The organism is Brevibacillus sp. NPDC058079 (genome assembly GCF_042885155.1).
Classification (GTDB): Bacteria; Bacillota; Bacilli; order Brevibacillales; family Brevibacillaceae; genus Brevibacillus.
Map to the genome: position 1 here is coordinate 88,388 of NZ_JBHVSO010000013.1, position 20,093 is coordinate 108,480.

General features: G+C 50.4%; 15 protein-coding genes and 1 riboswitch. Of the genes, 2 read left to right on the forward strand and 13 right to left on the reverse strand.

Annotated elements, in window-relative coordinates:
* Nucleotides 1–19: 19 nt before the first annotated feature.
* Nucleotides 20–2,824: a calcium-translocating P-type ATPase, SERCA-type gene (locus ACFVS2_RS28740; RefSeq protein WP_390239719.1), complete on the reverse strand. Its 2,805-nt coding sequence runs from the start codon at nt 2,822–2,824 to the stop codon at nt 20–22.
* A 108-nt stretch (nt 2,825–2,932) separates the two neighbouring features.
* Nucleotides 2,933–3,625, reverse strand: coding sequence for a sporulation membrane protein YtaF (gene ytaF / locus ACFVS2_RS28745; protein WP_173620938.1), 693 nt, complete (start codon nt 3,623–3,625; stop codon nt 2,933–2,935).
* A 166-nt stretch (nt 3,626–3,791) separates the two neighbouring features.
* On the opposite strand from ytaF, the gene ACFVS2_RS28750 reads away from it, so the two are divergent.
* Both ACFVS2_RS28750 and ACFVS2_RS28755 read left to right on the forward strand, forming a co-directional pair.
* Nucleotides 3,792–4,382: a TetR/AcrR family transcriptional regulator gene (locus ACFVS2_RS28750; protein ID WP_390239720.1), complete on the forward strand. Its 591-nt coding sequence runs from the start codon at nt 3,792–3,794 to the stop codon at nt 4,380–4,382.
* Nucleotides 4,383–4,401: 19 nt separating this feature from the next.
* Nucleotides 4,402–5,031: an HXXEE domain-containing protein gene (locus tag ACFVS2_RS28755; protein WP_390239722.1), complete on the forward strand. Its 630-nt coding sequence runs from the start codon at nt 4,402–4,404 to the stop codon at nt 5,029–5,031.
* Nucleotides 5,032–5,086: 55 nt separating this feature from the next.
* Here the strand turns inward: ACFVS2_RS28755 and ACFVS2_RS28760 are convergent, their stop codons facing one another.
* The 11 genes from ACFVS2_RS28760 to ACFVS2_RS28810 form a co-directional block, all read right to left on the reverse strand.
* Nucleotides 5,087–6,748 (reverse strand): DUF4179 domain-containing protein, encoded by a 1,662-nt coding sequence (locus ACFVS2_RS28760; RefSeq protein WP_390239724.1) that lies wholly within the window; start codon nt 6,746–6,748, stop codon nt 5,087–5,089.
* On the reverse strand, nt 6,729–7,295 hold the full coding sequence (locus tag ACFVS2_RS28765) for an RNA polymerase sigma factor (RefSeq protein WP_376898823.1): 567 nt from the start codon (nt 7,293–7,295) through the stop codon (nt 6,729–6,731). The genes ACFVS2_RS28760 and ACFVS2_RS28765 overlap by 20 nt, the downstream gene beginning before the upstream one ends.
* Nucleotides 7,296–7,484: 189 nt before the next feature.
* Nucleotides 7,485–8,225, reverse strand: a complete 741-nt coding sequence (locus tag ACFVS2_RS28770; RefSeq protein WP_390239726.1) for a hypothetical protein — start codon at nt 8,223–8,225, stop codon at nt 7,485–7,487.
* 536 nt (nt 8,226–8,761) lie between these two features.
* Nucleotides 8,762–9,604, reverse strand: coding sequence for an arginase family protein (locus ACFVS2_RS28775; RefSeq protein ID WP_390239728.1), 843 nt, complete (start codon nt 9,602–9,604; stop codon nt 8,762–8,764).
* A 62-nt stretch (nt 9,605–9,666) separates the two neighbouring features.
* Nucleotides 9,667–10,392: a hypothetical protein gene (locus ACFVS2_RS28780; protein WP_390239730.1), complete on the reverse strand. Its 726-nt coding sequence runs from the start codon at nt 10,390–10,392 to the stop codon at nt 9,667–9,669.
* A 12-nt stretch (nt 10,393–10,404) separates the two neighbouring features.
* The gene (locus ACFVS2_RS28785) at nt 10,405–12,735 is read right to left on the reverse strand and encodes a universal stress protein (protein WP_390239732.1); all 2,331 of its coding nucleotides are present in this window, start codon (nt 12,733–12,735) and stop codon (nt 10,405–10,407) included.
* Nucleotides 12,736–12,756: 21 nt separating this feature from the next.
* Nucleotides 12,757–13,320 (reverse strand): potassium-transporting ATPase subunit KdpC, encoded by a 564-nt coding sequence (kdpC, locus tag ACFVS2_RS28790; RefSeq protein ID WP_390239734.1) that lies wholly within the window; start codon nt 13,318–13,320, stop codon nt 12,757–12,759.
* A 35-nt stretch (nt 13,321–13,355) separates the two neighbouring features.
* Nucleotides 13,356–15,395, reverse strand: coding sequence for a potassium-transporting ATPase subunit KdpB (gene kdpB / locus ACFVS2_RS28795; RefSeq protein ID WP_173620946.1), 2,040 nt, complete (start codon nt 15,393–15,395; stop codon nt 13,356–13,358).
* A gap of 74 nt (nt 15,396–15,469) precedes the next feature.
* Nucleotides 15,470–17,143, reverse strand: a complete 1,674-nt coding sequence (gene kdpA, locus ACFVS2_RS28800) for a potassium-transporting ATPase subunit KdpA (protein WP_390239736.1) — start codon at nt 17,141–17,143, stop codon at nt 15,470–15,472.
* A gap of 61 nt (nt 17,144–17,204) precedes the next feature.
* Nucleotides 17,205–17,282 (reverse strand): K(+)-transporting ATPase subunit F, encoded by a 78-nt coding sequence (kdpF, locus tag ACFVS2_RS28805; RefSeq protein ID WP_111914364.1) that lies wholly within the window; start codon nt 17,280–17,282, stop codon nt 17,205–17,207.
* Between the two features lie 556 nt (nt 17,283–17,838).
* Nucleotides 17,839–17,985: riboswitch (cyclic di-AMP (ydaO/yuaA leader) on the reverse strand.
* A gap of 162 nt (nt 17,986–18,147) precedes the next feature.
* Nucleotides 18,148–20,085 (reverse strand): putative bifunctional diguanylate cyclase/phosphodiesterase, encoded by a 1,938-nt coding sequence (locus ACFVS2_RS28810; protein WP_390239738.1) that lies wholly within the window; start codon nt 20,083–20,085, stop codon nt 18,148–18,150.
* Nucleotides 20,086–20,093: the final 8 nt, after the last annotated feature.

Here is a 20,093-nt window from a genome sequence, read left to right on the forward strand (position 1 = left end):
CTCCCCTTTGGCGGCTCGATTAGTCAGGACGAACCGTACGCATAGCTGGACGTTTTTCTTTGCTTGTGCGCTGTCTGCTGCTGGTAAGCACCCCACCGATTCCCGCGACAAACGTAGGAACTCCTGCCGCGACCAAAATTAATGCCCAATCGCGCAGATTCAGATCGGTTGTTTTGAAGATCGGCTGGAGTGTCTCCATGTATACGACACCGATCACGAGCACGATCGACGAAAGCACGGCCCAGACGAGGTATTTGTTTTCAAATACATTGCGGTGAAAAACGCTATATTGACTCCGGCAATCGAAAACGTGAATTAGCTGCGCCATAACCAACGTAACGAAAGCGACAGTTTGGGCATGCACCAAGTCATTCGGATTCTCTTTGAGCGTCAGCCAGAACGCGAGCAATGTCATGGCCCCGATGAGGAAACCACGGCTAATAATTTTCCAGCCCAACCCTCGGCTGAATATGTTCTCTGCCTTGTTGCGCGGCTTCTGATACATCGTATCTTTCTCCGCCTGATCGACGCCCAGCGCCATTGCTGGCAAACCATCCGTCACGAGATTGACCCACAAGATCTGGATCGGCACCAAAGGCAAAGGAAGCCCGAGGAGCATCGCAAAAAACATGACGAGAATCTCGCCTACGTTGGACGCGAGCAAATAACGGATGAATTTTCGAATGTTGTCATAGATGTTACGCCCTTCCTCAACAGCGGCGACAATCGTGGCGAAGTTATCGTCGCGCAGCACGAGATCGGCCGCTTCCTTCGTTACATCTGTACCGGTAATCCCCATCGCGATCCCAATGTCTGAGGTCTTGATCGCAGGAGCATCATTGACACCGTCTCCGGTCATGGCAACAACATGTCCTTGGCTTTGCAGGGCACGGACGATCCGCAGCTTGTGCTCAGGAGACACACGGGCATAGACAGTCACTCGCTCCGCATACTCTGCGAGCTGCTCATCTGACATGCCATCCAGCTCCCGCCCCTCCAATACTTCTCCGTAGCCACGCATCAAACCAATCTGCCGGGCGATTGCTTCTGCTGTCACCTTGTGGTCGCCTGTAATCATGACCGTCTTGATTCCTGCTTGATGGCACAAATTGATCGCTGGACGCACCTCTTCACGCGGTGGATCAATCATCCCTGCCATTCCGACAAAGACGAGATTGTTTTCCAAGGTGCCGATTGGCTGTCCAGGGCGATAGCCTTGCAGCGCCTTATAAGCGAAGCCAAGTACGCGCAGCGCTTTGCCTGCCATCCGTTCCGTTTGCTCCAGTACTTGGTGACGAAGCGTCGCGGAGAGTGGAATGAGCTCTCCCTTCCACAAAATGTGTGTCGATCTGGCCAACAATGCCTCCGCCGCGCCTTTGGTCAGCAGGGAATATACGCCGTCCGTCCCCTTTTCGACGACCGACATCATTTTGCGGTCAGAATCAAAGGGGAGCTCCTCCACACGCTGTCCCTGATTCTTCTGGTTGCTACGCTCCGTATTGCCCCCCAATGCCTTTGCGGCAAGCACCTTGAGAGCACCTTCTGTCGGGTCGCCTACGACTTGCCAAAAGCGTGACGTCTTGCCCATCCCGAGTAGATTGCGCGTGCTTTGCTCCTCGCATGTCAAACGGGCGTTGTTGCATCTGTCTGCGATTCGGATCATTTGCGAGAGCGCTCCGTCACGGGCGGGAGATACCATTTTCCCTAGATAGTGAAAGGCTCCTTCTGGTGCATAGCCGCTGCCGCTCACCTCATACGTGGAATCGCTGTGCCACACTTGGATAACGGTCATTTTATTTTGAGTCAGGGTCCCTGTTTTATCGGAGCAAATGACAGAGGCGCAGCCCAATGTCTCGACCGATGGGAGCTTGCGTACGATCGCATTGCGGCGGATCATCCGCTGGACGCCAAGCGCTAGCGCGACAGTCACAATCGCCGGCAAGCCTTCCGGAATCGCCGCCACTGCGAGACTCACCCCGGCGAGGAACATCGTAAACAGCTCATGACCATGCCAGACACCAGCAGCGATGACCACAATCGTCAACAGTAGTGCGACGACCACGAGAATTTTGCCCATTTGCTCCAAGCGCAGCTGCAAAGGGGTTTCTGCTTCTTCCGCTGTATTCATCAAGTGCGCGATTTTCCCGATTTCCGTGCTCATCCCTGTCGCTACGACGATGCCGCTCCCTGTTCCTCCAGTCACCATCGTGCCCATGAACGCGAGATTTTTTTGGTCGCCAAGCGGTACAGTAGATGCCTGGGCTGTCTCCAGTCTTTTCACGTTTTTTCCGACGGGGACAGACTCTCCTGTCAACGCAGACTCCTCTACCTCTAGCCGATTGGCCGAAAGCAAACGCAAATCTGCGGGAATACGGTCCCCGGCCTCCAATTGCACCAGATCACCAGGTACCAGCCGCGAAGCCGGTATCATGGAAATGTGCCCGCCCCGGATGACGCGCGCCATCGGGGATGCCAGCTCCTTTAGCGCTTGCAAGGATCGCTCAGCCTTGGCCTCCTGAATGAAACCGAGGATGCCGTTAATGAGGATGATCGCTATGATCGCAATCGCATCCAAGTACTCTCCAAGGAAGTACGAGATCAGTGTTGCGATGAACAGGATGAGTACCATAAAATCCTTGAACTGATCAACAAAGACCGAGTAGAGAGGCTTTCGCTTTTGCTCAGCCAACTGGTTGGCACCTTGTTTAGCCAGTCGCCGCTCCGCCTCCTGCTGAGTCAACCCTTGCGCAGCATCACTATGAAGGGCTTCGGTCACGTCGGCCGCCGCCAGCGTGTACCATTTTCGAATTGGCTGTGTATCCACCTACATCTCCTCCATCCACTTCTCACTCATTTTCATGTGTATGCAGACGAGCTAGAAAATAAAACAACCCGTCCATTTATCTGGACGGGTCTGTGATTAGTTTGTCGGTTATTTCAAGCTTTTGGCTACACCAATGCAAATCAACAAAATCGGCGGCAGCCAGGTGAGTCGCGTCAACCAGCTAGCTTTTCCTGCGCGCCTACCGAGGGCAATTCCTACCGCAAGAAGTAAAGCACTCATCACTGCGATACAGAGAGCGACGAGCAGTGGCGAGTATCCCAAAAACGTAAGGCTGATGCCTGCGCCGAAAGCATCCAAAGACAGGGCAAGCCCCAACATGACGGCCTCCCAGCCCATAATATGCCCAGAACGGTCAGCATCGGCTTTGGACGGATCTTTTAAAATCTGGATCATGACACCAAAAATGCGGAACTGCGACAATAATACGATGGGCTCCTGCTCTTCCTGTTTTTCTGCGGCTACAACGGCGTTGCTGCTCGCAGCAGTAGACTCCTGAGCCTCTGTCCCCGACCGTGTCGCAATGAGCCGCCACAGAGTAAACAAACCCATGAGGATCAAGACCGCGGCACCAATATACTTGCCGATCTCGGGTGTTAACCATTCGGTGAGGGATGAGCCTACGAGCATGACACCATATACAACAGCAAACGAACAACCGGAAACGACGACGAGCGACAAAAAGGGCATTCTCATGTTCCGTAAACCATACGTCAATCCTACACTGACACTGTCCATGCTGATGGCCAGGGAAACGAGCAGGAGTGCGAGCCATCCGCTCATATGTGGTCACCTCTTTCCCATTGCCTATTAGGTATACGCGAAAAGCTCAGCTGATGTGCCAACAAATCATTGCCATCTCATTTGGAAACTGATACCATTAAATTAAACAACGTTTAAAACGATGTTTACCAAAGAATTTTGTTTCCAATAAATAAGGAGGTTGATCATGTCACAGGTAGATAAAAACAGCGAAACGAAAGCGAAAATTTTGCAATCGACACTGGATTTGATCAAGATGGAGGGCTTCGAGAGTGTGACGGTGCGGAAAATCGCAGCGGATTCCGGTACCAACGTAGCTTTGGTTAACTACTATTTCGGTTCCAAGGATAAGCTCATCAATGAAGCCCTCAGTGCATTTCTAGGCAGCTTTACAGCTACATTTGATCTCTTGGATAACACATCTCTGCTTCCCCAAGAACGACTCAAGCAGTTTTTAATGAGCTACGTGCAGATCATCCAGCAATATCCCGAGCTGGTTTCGCGAATCTTTTCGCTTGGTGGTGCTGTATTTACCTCGCAATATGAGTACGGTCAATTTCTAAAAAGCATCGGGTTTGTGAAGATTGAGGGAGTTTTGATGGAAATTACCCACGTAGAAGACCATGAGGTTCTCATGATGATGATCATGCAACTCTTTGGAGCGATTTTTCTGCCAGCCTTGCTCAAGTCGATATTATCTACAGGCGCTGGCATCGAGGTCGCTTCGGTAGAGCAACAGATTGATTTGTTATTCGCACGCTATTTTCATGAAAAATAGGAAATAGGGGGAGAGACAGATGGACTTTTTGCGAAAATATTGGTCTGATCTCGGTCTGTTAGTGGCAGTTGGTGTTGGTCTGTATTTGATGATTCAATGGAGTACCATTCCTGCTATCGAGCGGCTGTTGTGGCTAAGCTTCATTGCCATCCTTGTTCATCAGTACGAAGAGTACCGTTGGCCGGGTTATTTTGCCGGACTGTTTAATGGTTTGATTTTCAAAAGCAGCCATCCAGAGAGATATCCGCTGAATCCACAGTCTGCGATGATCATCAACCTCGTCATTGCCTATGTCTTTTATCTAGTTCCCCTCTTGTTCCCGACGGTCGTCTGGCTCGGCTTGGCACCGATTCTCATGGGCTTCTTCCAGTTTATCTGGCATGGAGTTTTTGCGAATCTAAAAGCGAAAACGCTCTACAATCCGGGCTTGTTCGCCGTGATTTTCTTCCACATCCCGATCGGGGTATGGTATATCCAGCACATCATCTCCACTGGCATGGTAACCACGCCAGACTGGATCATCGGGACGATCTATTTCATCGTTGCGGTGTACATTCTCATCGTGAAGGGCAATATGTGGCTAAAGGACGAAAACTCCCGTTATACCTTTACTCGCCAGCAGTTGGGGCCTTACATTCATAAATCGTAAAACATAAAAAAGAAGAGGCCGCTGTCAGCCTCTTCTTTTTCTCTTGCCTTTCCACCTATTTGATTTCAAAAGGTACTTCCCACTTCACGTCATGTTCCACCATATAGGTAGCGTAGGATACCGTGAGCTTTTTCGGTTCTTGCTTCAAGCGCGGAATCGTGACCTCACCTTTGATCTGTACTCGTCCGTCCTTGTCTCTGGTGCTTTCCGTGCTCACTGACGCAGCGTAAGTCTTCCCATTTTCATCCTTTACAGACCAATCGCGGTTCTCGACTATGCCTTTTCCTAATGTACCCTCTATGGTCATTACGACCTCACCTAGATCTTCGCCGTTACCTGGCTCCCATGCAAAAGAAGAGAATGTAAAGGTACTGCCTGTCTCATCCTTGAAAGTCGCAGCTTTCTTGTCTAGTTCTGTTGGAACCAGATCAAATTTAGGCGATGCCAGTTTTTTCTCATAAATTTTCTGAAGCTCAAGCTTTAATGTTTGTTCTCCCTGTATCGGGCCAAATGTATGCCACCAATTCAAGACATCGCCTTCTGGTCTTTCTTCCGCTTCTTCTTCTGTTCTTGGTGTGAAAAGAACATTCTCCTTGTTATCAAGCCCATCATCCAATGATTTCATATCCCAAGCTGCTACCACTTCCCCTTTTTCATTGGTGATTTCGTACATCATATTCTCTCCCGAAAAAGCAGGATCACGCTCTTTTTCTGTGATAATGGCGCCTCGCGGATTTTTCCGATCGTACAGGATCGACGTTCGTTCAACCTCCAAATAAGCTGATTTTGGGAAAGTGGTATCCAGCATGACCCGTGTCGCACTCGGGGAAAATTCGATATTTTTCAGCTCAATCCCGAGCCCTTGCGGCGATTGAAAAACAGTATCCTTGAAGGCAACCGTTTTCGTCGCTTCCTTGGCTTTCTTCATATCGATCGGAACTTCCAATGACCATTTTCCTGTCTTATCTGCGATTTCTGTCTGTTCTAAATGTAAGGTCAGTTGGTCAGGAGTCGCCTCAGTTGATTCGAAGATTTCGTTCAAAAATCGCTCTGTGATGAAAAATTCTCCATGACTTCCCGAATTATCTCCTCCATCATCCTCAAACCAATCCTTTCCGTTCTGATCAATCAGCTTCGCATTCAAAATATGATCTTCAATCTTCTTGCCGCTCTCGTCGTACACATCATAGATGACGGCGATCCTCATCGAGTCAGCCAACAGTTCTTTTAACTCGACGGTAATTCCTTGATCGGTTGCCTTTTGCTCCAGCTTTTGGACAAGGCCTTTATTGACAGCATTTTTCATACCGCTATCCGCATTTTTTTCCATCTGGAACAAGCTATTCACATAATTCGCAAACGTAGGTGATACAACCGTTCCTGTCACCACCAACGCCGTAAGTCCTGCTACTACCAATCCTGTCTTCTTCACAATATCCCAACCCCTTTGTCTTCTGGTTCGGGAGGAGCGCTTTCGCGTAGAACGTGGAGGAACTGCATCTGACAGCTTATCCATGACCTCATCTGTAAACGCATCGGGTACAGGAGCTTCCGGAATGGTGGTAAAATCCTCTTCCTGCATGCCTTCTACCCACTCTTGCAGTTGCTTCTGGCATTGTGGGCAATTTTCTACATGTTGCTCCAATCCTTTGCTCTCGGCAGGGGCCAGCTCATCGTTTACGTATAGCTTCAATTGATTAAACATGAAGCATTTCATAAATAGCTCCCCCTCCCATCGTTTTCGTCAGGCTGTCCTTCATCTTTTTGCGGGCGCGGAATAATCGCATCTGAACGGAGCTCTCCGAGAGAGACAGTTGCTCGCTGATTTCCCGATACGACAGACGATGGATGTAAAACAGGACGAATACCTCACGATACTCCTCATCCAGCAGCATAATGCTGCGTTCCAGCTCGGCGTCCCGTTCCTTTTTCAATAAAGTCGTCTCTGGCGTGTCTGGGTCAATCAGCTGCTCCTCATCGATTTCTACCTGTTCTGTCCGTTTGCGTTTTCGCATTTCATCGAAACAATGATTGCTCGCAATTCGATACAGCCATGAAGAAAACCTGTACTCAGGCCGATAGTCGTGTAAACGATAAAAGGTTTTGATAAACACGTCTTGAGCCAAATCCTGCGCGTCTTGCATGTTGCCGATCATCCTGTACAAATAGCCCACGATCTTGCCCTTGTATCTGTCGACTATTTGTCTGTACTGCTCATGATCGCCAGCCAGGATTTGCTCGATTAGTTCCTGATCGTCCGGCATTTTGCTACTCCTCCATCTATAACAGATCAAGCCAGCGGGGAATGCTGCGCAGCTTCCGTTTTGGTTGATACATAAGCTAATACGGATTAACTGGAAAAACCTTTCTCTACTTTTAAAAAATTCTAGAAACAGTTATCCAAATAAAAAAGAAGAGGCCTCTGTCAGCCTCTTCCCCTGTCTGTCTTTCATCTATTTGATTTCAATCGGCACTTCCCAGTTTACGAGGTGCTCCACCGTATATTCAGGATAGCAAATAGTAAGCCTTTTCGGTGCTTGCTCCAATTTCGGAATGACTAGCTCGCCTTTGACCAGTACGCGTCCATCTTTGTCTCTAGTGCTTTCTGGTCTCAATGTCGCATAGTAAATCTCCCCATTTTCATCCTTTACATACCAATATTTGATGGAGACCATGTCTTTTCCTAGTGTACCCTCTACAGTTATCACAGCCTTACCTTTTTCCTCCCCGCTAGCAGGTGTCCACGAAAAAGAGGAAAATGTAAACGAACTGCCTGTCTCATCCTTGAAAGTCGCTGCCTTCTTGTTTAGGTCTTCTGGAATGAGGTCGAATTTGGGAGAAGCCAGTTTGTTCTCATAAACTTTTTGGAGCTGAAACTTTAACTTTTGTTCACCCTGTAGCGGGCCAAATGTATGCCACCACTTCATGATATCGCCTTCTTGTTTACTGGACAGTCCAGAGACGTAAAGAACATTCTTCTTTTTCGCGATTCCTTCATCTAATACAAACATATCCCGAGCTGCCACGACCTCACCTTTTTCGTTTGTAATTTCGTACGCGATATCACCTCCTGACAAAGTAGGTTCGACTTTTTTGTTTGTGATGTGGACTCCTCCCGGATGATCCTTATCATACATGAGCACTGCCCGTTCAAACTCTACGTAAGCTGATTTTGGAACCGTTGAATCCAGCATAACCCGTGTCGCACTTGGGGAGAATTCGATTTGTTTCAGTTTAAGCTCAAGCCCTTGTGGTGATTGATACACGGCGTCTTTGAACGCAACCGTTTTGGGTGATTCAACACTAATACGAATTTGCTGAGAAATCCTTTCTCCTTATTTTTGAAAAATTTTATTTCCCTGTCAAAAGCTTGGGGTTTGAGTCAACATAGTGGAGGAGAAGAAAAAGCACAGTTCTCTTCGACTCTGACACGCCAGCGTGGGGGATTGACTGTCCGTCTCCACTGCAAAAAGAGGACCGTCGAGCCAAAGCCACCCTACGGGCGGACGTTTCTCAGGGAAGAAGTGTTCGACAAGCGTGGTCCTCTTTTTGCAGTTCCGACTGGGTAGGCGTTGTCAAGCTCTGCGAGCCCTGTGCTTTTTCTTCTCACCGGCTTTGCTGCCTCTTAAAACTAAGAAAGCGCCAAAAAAAAGAGCTCGACAGCCTGAAAGGAATCAGGACTGCCGAACTCACTAGTAATTGAATTTATTATTTCATAGATGGGAGCGCTTTAAGCACGTGTAGAAAGTGCCTGTGCGAGCAACGCTACCAGTCTCCTTGCATACTCGCCTGTAGTATCCCTTGCCCCTGAGAATTCCGTCACTTCCATACTTGTCACGCGCGAATCTCGTAAGACAGTTGCCAACAATGCCTCCGCTTCGGGCAGCGACAATCCAATTTCACTTGGAGAATAGGCCGCTGGCATCGCGTCTTTGTGCATGATATCTACGTCGAAATGGACGAGAATTTTGGCATCAGGCGGGATCGATTGGAGCATATGAGAAACTCGTTCCACTATGCTTCCTTCTGTTAGCTGGGCCAAGGTCATGATATCAACACCGAAAGTCTCTCCAGGCATCTGCTGGCAGCCGACAAGGCGGATTCGCTCTGCATCCCAGCCGCTTGGTTCGATCCATTGTCCATGATCCTGAAGCAAAAACCACAATCCCATCCCTGCTGCCCCAATACAACGGGAAGCCGATGGCACAACCGCATCCAGATGACCGTCAAGCACCAGCAAATACGCTTTCTCTTGATGAATAGCCCGATGAGCCTGCGCCGTTGCAACGACCAAACTGCAATCTCCGCCGAGCATCAAGACAAAGTCGTCTGTATCGAGCCACTCTTGCGCGTCCTTTTGCAGCAAATCCCAAAACATACGCGGAGCCGGCCAATTACGAACTGGGGGAATATTATGGCGAGGCAAATCATCGGGAAGATGCAGATTTCCTACATCCTGCACATCCAACCCATGCTGCTGCAACTGCTCGATCAATCCTGCTGTACGAAGCGCGTCCGGAGCTAATTCTGTACCAGAGACATATGCCCCAGTGAAATGCGGGATACCAGTCACTTTTACGTTGATAAACAGTCCCTCCCAAGGAAATTCATGGTATGAATGTCCTTAAAAGTATATCACAGCCTGGCTTGCAATAATTGGATGAGGTCACTGACGGATGGTCGCAGCCAGCCATCTGGTAAGGATGCCTTCTCCCCGCGCATCAATTGGCAAGCGAGTGCATTCGGATGGACATCTGCGCTTAAGAAATACACTTGGTTCACAGGCTGCGGGAGCGCGTCCATGACTTCCACATATTTGTTGACATACACCTGCAACGCATCTCGATAGGCTGGAGTTGTTAGCGCTGCTCCACACCACACGTCAATTCCGGTCAACGCCTTGGCATGGGCTGCATCCAAGCTTTTGGCGAGCGAGCAGACAACGAACAACAGCTTCTCTGGCGCCAGCTTGAACCGCTTTTGATACTGCTTGGCAAAACGGGCAAGTGTCGCATTCCAGGACGGCGTATCGTAGCTACCGAGATCAGGAATGCATTTGAGTGCCGCAACTAACTGTTCCTCCCTCTTTATAAACAAGAGACCGTCGATCACTTGAAACGAAAGCCCTGCCAACTGACCTGACAAAAACTCACCCACCCGCTCATGCATGACGCGAGAGATTCGCTGTGAGGATTTGCGCTTTAGCTTTTGCCGTATGCGCACCTCTTCTTCCTCCAGGTAGACCCGTATCAGCCTGGAAAACAAATCTGCCTCCGTAGTTGGCTCTAGTATCAGGCACTCCAAACGGCTATAGGCGTCTGCCACGCTTTGGTCCCATTGCCCTTCTTTTTCTGTGCCCATCATTAACCTCCCTCACATCATATCGGGTGCGTGATCGGCCACGACCAGCACATCCATGTGTCGAACCTCCCGCAATAATCGCTGAATGACCGAACCCTCGAGAATTTCCTTCCAGCGGGTCCTCGCCGACTGCCCGATGACGACCTGCGTCGTTCCTTTTTCGTTCATATGCCAAACCAGCTTGGTGAAAACCTTGCGTCGGGAAGGGGCTTCGTATCGTTCGAAACGACCTCCGAGCCGCTCTGTTAGTGCCTTCAGCTTCGCCAGCTGTGTCTCTTCCTCTTCTGTCAGCGACGGATGATCCTGCACGTATGCTACATGCCAGGACGCCTTCAACCGATAGGCAATTCGAAACCCTCGGCGAATCAAACGTTCACTGTCTGCGCGCAAATTCACACAGACAAAAATGACTTCCTGCTGCCGCCAAGGCCCGCGCAGCGTTCGTCGCTCCCACGCCTCCAAGCGTTCGTCGACGTCGTCCGCCACTTCACGCAAGGCCAGCTCTCGAAGCGCGATCAAATTCCCTGTTTTGAAAAAGTTGGTCAGCGACTGCTCTACCTTTTCCATCGCGTAAATATTGCCCTCCCGCATCCGCTGACGCAGTGCTTTGGGTGAAATATCGATCAGCTCTACCTCATCTGCCTGATGCAGAATGTGGTCCGGCACCGTCTCTCGCACGCGGATCCCCGTGATTTGCTCGACGCTGTCGTTTAAGCTCTCGAGGTGCTGTATGTTCATCGTGGATATGACAGAAATACCCGCAGCCAAAATCTTCTCGACATCGTGGTATCGCTTCTCATAGGTACTCCCTGGCACATTCGTATGTGCCAGCTCATCCACCAGTACGACCTCCGGATTTCGCCGGATGATTTCGTCCGTGTCCATTTCTTCCAGCGTCACGTTTTTATACGGGATGCGTTTGCGAGGGATAAGAGGAAGTCCCCCTACCTGCTCAATCGTTTCTTTTCGTCCATGTGTTTCTAAAAGCCCAATCACCACGTCGATGCCATTTTCGGCGAGCTCGTTGCCTTCTCTCAGCATCGTGTACGTCTTGCCGACACCAGGTGCAGCTCCTACATATACTTTTAGCGTCCCGCGCTTGATTTTACCGATTTCTTGCTGCATCTCCTCATCGGAGAGTCGTCGGTACGGATTGGCCGTTACCGCTTGTTCTCGCTTGGTCGGCATGACGCGCTCACCGTCCCGCTCGGAACGATCTGCCACGATCAAGATATCGATATTTTTCGTTTGCCGAAGAATCTTATGGACGATGGAGCCGTACCATATCTCTTCCCAGCGCGTACGCTTGGACTGTCCCATGACGATTCGGGACACATTATTCTCCATCGCATATGCGACGAGCTCGTTTGCTACGTCCTTTTCACGTGCAAGCATCTGCTCTTCGAAGGTACCTCCGACTTTGTCCACGAGCTTTCCGATGGATCTCTTAAAAGTCGCTTCTTCCTTCGTCAGCTTCTTGGATAAAGGGAGAAAACAGACGACCAAGAGCTCTCCGCCGAGCCTCTTGGCAACCTGTTGTCCGCGACGAACCAATATCGAGCCGTTCCAATGATACTGGGCAGAAACCAGCACCTTCTCTGTGGCTCCTGAAGCCCCTACCATGCCGTGCTTCTCCCGATAATCCTCCAAATCCTCGTTTACGCCCGTAGCTACGAACCGAAGAGCGAGTTCTCGTAGCATATGCAGATTGTCTCTGCGAAACAACGGATGCTTGGTTCGAGTCGGGTTGCGATCGTCTTCTTGCAGCCGTTTCAGAATGGCTTCTGGCGTGACGTCGAGCAATTTCACCTCGTCAGCCATGGCAAGCGTATCCTCAGGGACACACTGGTCGATCCGCACTTCTGCCTTCGTCAGTCGCTCCGCCATCTCTTTCATCCCGGCCAATTCGTAAATGTTGACCGTCGCAATCACACTAATATTGTGGTTCAGCAAATACTGAACATCGTCCAGGCTGGTTGGGCGCGGAGCATCTGGACGATTACGATGAGCCAAACCGTCTACGAGCACGACTTCCGGATCTCGCTCGATAATGGCTGCAACGTCCAGATCATGTCTCGCTTCCCCGAGGGAATACCAGATGATTGGCTGGATTTGCTCCAAGCCCTCCCGCTTTTGCGCCAGCTTGGGATGGGTGGCCTCACCTGAGCCAGCTACGACCACATCAATCCCTTTTTTCTTAAGCGTCTGCCCTTCCATTAGCAGGTGATAGGTTTTACCTGAGCCACTGACTGCCCCCAGAATGATTTTCAGCCTGCCCCGGTGCATTCTGAAGATGGACTGCAAGATTTCCTCCGGGGACTTTCGCCGAAACTGCTCTACCATCTCGCAGCCCTCCTTCATTCTTTACTTCTTCAATTCGTCCAAAGCCAAATTCAGCTTCACTACATTGACACGCGGCTCCCCGAATACACCCAAGCTTCTTCCCACTGTATTCGCTTCAATCAGAGCCTGTAGCTGTACCGGTTCGAGATTGCGCGCCTTGGCTACACGCTCCACTTGTATCTGGGCAGCTTTTGGCGAGATATGCGGGTCCAGACCGGAAGCGGAGTTGGTCAGCAAATCAGCCGGGATGTCTTCCTGCTTCACGCCAGGATTCGCTGCCAGAAATGCGGCGATATCCTTTTGCGTACGTTCGATCAGGGCTGGGTTGGATGGCGCGTAGTTGTTCGAGCCAGAGCCTGACGCATTATTATCAATAGAAGAAATGCGTCCCCAGAAGTACTTCGGATCGGTGAAGGTCTGCCCAATCAGCTCGGAGCCAACCACCTTGCCGCTCGCATCGGTGATGAGACTACCACTTGCTTGCGCAGGCATGATAACCTGTGCAACCCCTGTCATCGCCAGCGGGTAGGCAATACCGCAAATCAGCAGCAAAACGAGGCTGAGACGCAAATTTTTCAATATCATATCGGTTCACCTGAGCTTTCTTTTTTCAATATGAGTTATACCAGATTCAATCCGACCAAAATCAAGTCAATCAGCTTGATGCCCACGAACGGAACGATAATTCCTCCCAAGCCATAGATCACCAGGTTGCGGCTAAGCAACTTTGTCGCGCTCATTGGCGTGTATTTCACACCTTTCATCGCCAGCGGAATCAGGATCGGGATGATGATCGCATTGAAGATCAACGCGGACAAAATCGCACTTTGCGGTGTAGCCAGGCCCATAATGTTGAGGGCACTCATTTGTGGGATCGCCAGCATGAACATCGCAGGAATGATCGCGAAGTATTTCGCTACGTCATTGGCGATACTGAACGTCGTCAATGCACCGCGTGTCATCAACAGCTGTTTGCCAATCGCCACGACCTCGATGATTTTGGTCGGGTCAGAATCCAGATCGACCATGTTCGCTGCTTCCTTCGCCGCTACTGTACCCGTATTCATCGCCAAACCAACATCGGCTTGTGCGAGAGCTGGCGCGTCATTCGTACCGTCACCTGTCATAGCGACCAGCTTGCCTGCCGCTTGTTCTTTGCGGATCAGCGCAATCTTGTCTTCCGGCTTGGCTTCGGCTACGAAATCGTCCACACCAGCTTCGCGGGCAATCGTCGCTGCTGTCAGCGGGTTATCCCCCGTGCACATGACCGTACGAATTCCCATGCGGCGCAGCTCTTCAAAGCGTTCGCGCATCCCTGGCTTTACGGTATCTTTCAAATAAATCAAACCGAGAATCGTATTACCTTCTACTACAGCCAATGGCGTGCCGCCAGCCGTTGCAATCCGGTTTGCTTTTTCATCCAAATCAGCAGGGATGTTGCCCCCTTGCTCTGCCACGTATTTTTTGATGGCGTCTACGGCTCCTTTGCGAATGAGGACGCCGCTTGCCAGATTCGTCCCGCTCATTCTTGTTTCAGCGCGGAACTCCACGCCTTCGGAGCCGGGCAATTCCAGTTCAGCAGGTGCCAGACCTTGTTTTTTCGCCAGCTCTACAACAGAGCGTCCTTCCGGTGTTTCGTCATGGACCGAGCTTTGTGCAGCTACTCGGTTCAATTCCGTGCTTTTGCTGTTGCCTACGGTGACAAACTCGGCAGCCATCCGGTTACCATGCGTGATCGTTCCCGTTTTATCCAAAATAATCGTGTTGATGTCACCGGATGCCTCGACGGCTTTACCAGACATGGCGATGACGTTAAACTGTGTGACCCGGTCCATACCCGCAATCCCAATCGCTGACAAGAGTCCGCCAATCGTTGTTGGAATCAAGCAAACGAGCAAAGCAATCAGTGTCGCAACCGGAATGGCTGCATTTACATAGTTCGCAATCGGCTGCAAGGTCGTGCAGACGATCAGGAAAATCAACGTCAAGCTGACCAATAGCGTATTCAGCGCGATTTCATTCGGGGTCTTCTGTCTTTTCGCGCCTTCTACCAACGAAATCATGCGATCCAAAAACGATTCGCCGGGATCCGTCGTCACGCGGACGCGGATGCGGTCACTGACTACGCGTGTACCTCCTGTGACAGAGCTGAAATCGCCACCTGCTTCTTTAATGACCGGAGCAGATTCACCAGTAATTGCTGATTCGTCCACAGAGGCGACACCCTCGACGATTTCCCCGTCGGATGGAATCAACTCGCCTGCTTCCACTATGACCAGATCGCCTTTTCGCAGTTCTGTGGAGCTGACGACTTGAATGCGACCATCTTTCCCCACTTTTTTTGCTTGTGTGTCCTGCTTCGTTTTTTTCAAGCTCTCTGCCTGTGCTTTGCCGCGACCTTCTGCCAAGGCTTCTGCGAAGTTGGCGAACAAAATCGTCACGAACAGGATAAAGCTGACGACACCGTTGTAAAACGGGTCCGAAGCTCCCCCAAACAAATTGGGTACAAACGTCAGGAGAAGCGTAATGAAGAACCCGATCTCTACCACGAACATGACTGGATTTTTCATCATTACACGCGGGTCCAGTTTTTTGAAAGACTCGACAAAGGCCCGCTGGTACAAATCTTTAGGAAGCGCAACCGTGCGCGTTCTACTCATGGAAAATTACTCCTTTGCCTCTAGTATTCATTTTTCATTCGTTGTTCAAAAAGTCGGCTTTTGAACTTCCTCTTTTAACGGATCGTTAGCCACTCGGCGATTGGGCCGAGCGCAAGCACAGGCAGGAATGTCAGTGCGCCTACGATCACCACAGTCGCAATCAAAATCACCGTGAATACACTATTGTCTGTGCGCAGTGTACCCATCGTTTCTGGTACTGGCGTTTTTGCGAGCAAGGAGCCTGCTACCGCCAGCATCGTAATGATCGAGACGTATCGACCGAACAGCATGACGAGTCCGGTAGAAATGTTCCAGAATGGCGTGTTGTCACCCAATCCTTCAAAACCAGAACCGTTGTTGGCTGCCGAAGAAGTGTACTCGTACAGCACTTGTGAAATACCGTGGAAACCTGGGTTCGACACTGCAGATGAACCCATTTCTGTCGCTAATGCAATAGCGGTTGGTGCCAAAATAATCAGGGGATGAACGAGAATCGCGATGGCGATCAGCTTCATCTCTTTTCCTTCGATCTTGCGGCCGAGGAATTCAGGCGTACGCCCTACCATCAAGCCCGCCAAGAATACAGCCAAAATCGCATACATCAAAATGTTAATCGTTCCGACACCATCTCCGCCGAATACGCAGTTGAGCATCATTTCACCGAGCGGAACTAAGCCGCCAAGTGGTGTCAATGTATCGTGCATGTTGTTCACGGTTCCTGTCGTTGCCGCTGTTGTCACGGCAGTGAACAAGGCGCTTTGTGCGATACCAAAACGGACTTCTTTTCCTTCCATGCTGCCCATTTGTTGTGACAGGCCAGCCCGCTCCAGCGCCGGGTTGCCGCTTGCTTCATTGGCATACGCCGTAATGAGGAACGCCAGGAACATCACGAACATCGCTCCAAAAATAACCCAGCCTTGCTTGCGGCTCTTCGCCATGAAGCCGAATGCGAATGGCAGTGCCGCCGGGATCAAGAACATCGACAAAATTTCGATCACGTTTGTTAGAGGTGTTGGGTTTTCAAATGGATGCGCGGAGTTTACCCCGAAGAATCCGCCACCGTTTGTTCCCAAATGCTTAATCGATACGAGTGAAGCAACCGGACCGCGAGCGATTTGTTGCTCCGTTCCGCTAATGGTTGTCGCTGTTGCCGTCGGCTCCATCGTCTGCGGTACGCCTTGGGATACCAAGAGCAGTGTCACGACAATCGCCAGTGGAATCAACACACGAGTATGAGCACGCACCAGGTCAACGTAATAGTTACCGATGCTGCGTTGTCCAGTCAGCCCTCGCATAAAAGCCATCACTACCGCGATCCCTGTCGCTGGCGTGGTAAACATCAGGTAAATAATGACTAGCATCTGCGATAGATACGACAATCCGCTCTCGCCGCTGTAATGCTGAAGATTCGTATTCGTCAAAAAGCTGACAGCCGTGTTAAAGGAAAGCAACGGCTCCATCGCCGCGATTCCACTTGGGTTTCCAGGCAGCATCCCTTGCAAACGAAGCAAGAGATATGCAATAGCTACCATTGAAATGTTGCTGACCAGAACAGCCATTGCGTACTGCTTCCAGGTCATATCTGCTACGCGAATGCCAGACAGCTTGTATATCGCTTTTTCCAACCCGCCAAAAACACGGTCCAATCGGGTCGTCTCCAGCGAAAAGGAGCGTGCCAAATATTTTCCCATTGGTATGGCGAGAACGAAAAGCACCACCAAAACCAACGCTATTTGTATAAAGTCCACGACAGTTCCTCCTACTCCCTCTAAAAAATGGTTCCAAATAAACGAATGATTCGGGTAACCCCTAGTATTTTTCCGGGTAAATCAATGCGTGGCACAGGTACATCGCAAGCCCTGCCACAATCAGCAGCAACCAGATCATTTCTCTTTCCCTCCCTGTTCTCTTACCACGGCGTCACAAAACTTGATGAGTGCAAAAAATACACCGAATGAAAGCGCCAAGAGCAGTATGGAAACCACGTCCATGCAATGTCCCTCCTTTTTTGCCGTACTAACTATTCCGTGAAGTCTGGCCGACTCGTCTCTCTCGCTTCCCCTGTACAGGCCTTCTTTTTTGAAAAAACCTGCCATTTGGGAAAAAAATAGACCAATGCTTACGATTTCCCCGAAAGATCGCCGCATTTGACCGAGCTGAAGATGAACAGACGAACGAAGTCGCCCGCTTCCGCGGCAAATAAAACGATCCTTTGTATCGGAGAAAAAGTACTCATTGGTCTACCTAACGCCCAGCCGACTTGAAGTTGCCTTCTTTGCGTTTTGTCTCCCGTTTCCTTTTTCCGAAAACAGCTATTTACTTGTGAGTAAAACGGTCATTAGCCGTTTTTGAGCAAAACGAAAAGACCTGCGTAACGTTTCGAGTCAACCCTTGTCGTCCCTCAATGGATAACAAAAAGGCCTCCTCAAACAGGCGGTCTTTAGACCTCCCTCGCTTTAGCCGACGAAGTTAGCTGACGGGTAGGATGGCGAAAGAGTTTCTCATCCCTCCCACGATTCATACGTGGGATTAACCCCTACTGATTGGGTCCTCCGTTCCCGAGTGCCTCGGGATTTGGCCATATTTGCAATTGTTGGTTACGAGTCTCATTATACGTCCGGCATAATCGGATGTTAATGTCCTATTTCGGTCTTTTTCACACGATTTCTGCATTCTTTATCCGTGTAAGCGATTTAAACCTATCAGGCCTCATCCGATCATGATATTTCATCGTTTCTCTCCTTTTTTCATTTTATTTTCCCCATACCGCGAGAGCAGTCGTGCCTAATTGTTGCATCCATTCTTCCAATTGCTCCGCAGGTAATGGCTTACTACAGTAGTAGCCCTGCATTTCATCACAATGCTGCTCACGCAAAAAAGCCAGCTGAACTTCGTTTTCCACCCCCTCGGCCAGCACGTTCATTTGCAAGCTGTGCGCCATGGCTATGATCGACTTGGCGATGACGGCATCTTCGTTTTCTGTAATATCATTCACGAACGACCGATCGATCTTCAAGCGGTTAATGGGAAAATCACGCAAGTAGCTTAGCGAGGAGTAGCCTGTCCCAAAATCGTCGATGGACAGCCATATCCCCAGATTTTTCAGCTCATGCAGGATTCCGATGAACCGCGTGGCGTTTTGCATGACGGCACTTTCCGTAATCTCCAGCTCCAGGAATTGCGGCTGCATCTGCGTTTCTTGGAGCACCTGTTTGATCATGCCGACCAAATTCTCCTGCTGAAATTGGCGGGCTGATAGATTCACCGCTATACGCAGGGGAGGATAGCCTGCTTCTGCCCATGCTTTGTTTTGCTGACAAGCCGTTCGAAGCACCCATTCCCCAATGGGCATAATCAAGCCCGTCTCTTCCGCCAGAGGGATAAATTCGGCTGGCGAGACCATGCCCCATTCAGGATGCCGCCACCTAAGCAGTGCCTCCACCCCGACCACCTGATTGGTTTTACAATCGAGCTGCGGCTGATAATGCAGGCAAAACTCATTGCGCTCCAACGCCTTGCGCAGCTCCTGCTCGACTGCCAGTCGTTCCGCCGCATGAAGACTCATCGTAGACGAGTACAGGTTGTACCGATTCCTGCCCTTTTCTTTGGCACTGTACATGGCGGCATCTGCATGCTTCATGAGGGTTTGCGTATCCTCCCCATCTCTCGGGAAAATACTGATCCCGATACTCGTCGTAACAATGCATTCCCGATCCTCCACCTGAAGCGGCGACTGCAAGGACGCAATGACCCGATCCGCCAACGCAATCACCTCTGTCTCGTCAGAAATCGCAGGAAAAATCATCGTAAACTCATCCCCGCCCATGCGAGCCAATATACCTGCCGAGCCGACATTTTCCTTTAATCGATGAGAGAGCGACTGGAGCAAGCAGTCCCCGAAATAGTGCCCCAAGGAGTCGTTGATGTATTTAAAACGATCCAAATCAAAAAACAGGATCGCCATCATCTGCCCTTGCTGCTTCGCCTGGGATAGCGCAATCGTCAGCTCCGCCTCGAAAAGTCGACGGTTCGGCAAGTCAGTCAGCGCATCGTGGTACGCCATGTGATTGATCGTCTGCTCTGCCTGCCTGCGATCCGTCACGTCGCGGATAATGCCTCGCAGCCCCGTGACACCTCCCGATTTTTCACTGATTTTCACAATGGAGCCCTCCACTAAGCGCCTCTGACCGTCACGCTGGACAAACGCCCAGTCAATTTGCTGGACAGGCGTCCCGGTATGCGACACCCACCGAAACGCGTGCTTTAGCTTCAGGACATCTTGCTTGCCCACGTACTCCTGATAGCTTGCTCCCAACAACTCATGCGCAGGTGCGCCAAGTATTTCAGAGAGTGCAGGATTCACAGCGAGAAACCGACCTCGCTCGTCCAATTCGTAATAACCGTCTTTGATGCTCTCCAATATCGAGCGAATCTTCCTTTCCTCGTTCTCCCAATACGTTTGTTCCAGCTGATGCGTATCACGGGCGTACCTCAGGGCCATTCGATAGCAGATAGCCATGATGATCAAGATAGGCACTAACCCGGCCAGCCATACACCTCCTCGCGTTTCCTCCGTCAAGAAGAGCAGCAACAAGACGATGACGAGCATGAGCGCGGCAACCGCAGCAGCCAGCTTTAACGCCATTTGTTTTTGCCTCTCGATCCGTTGCTGCTCTAGCCATAGTCCCATACCCATCA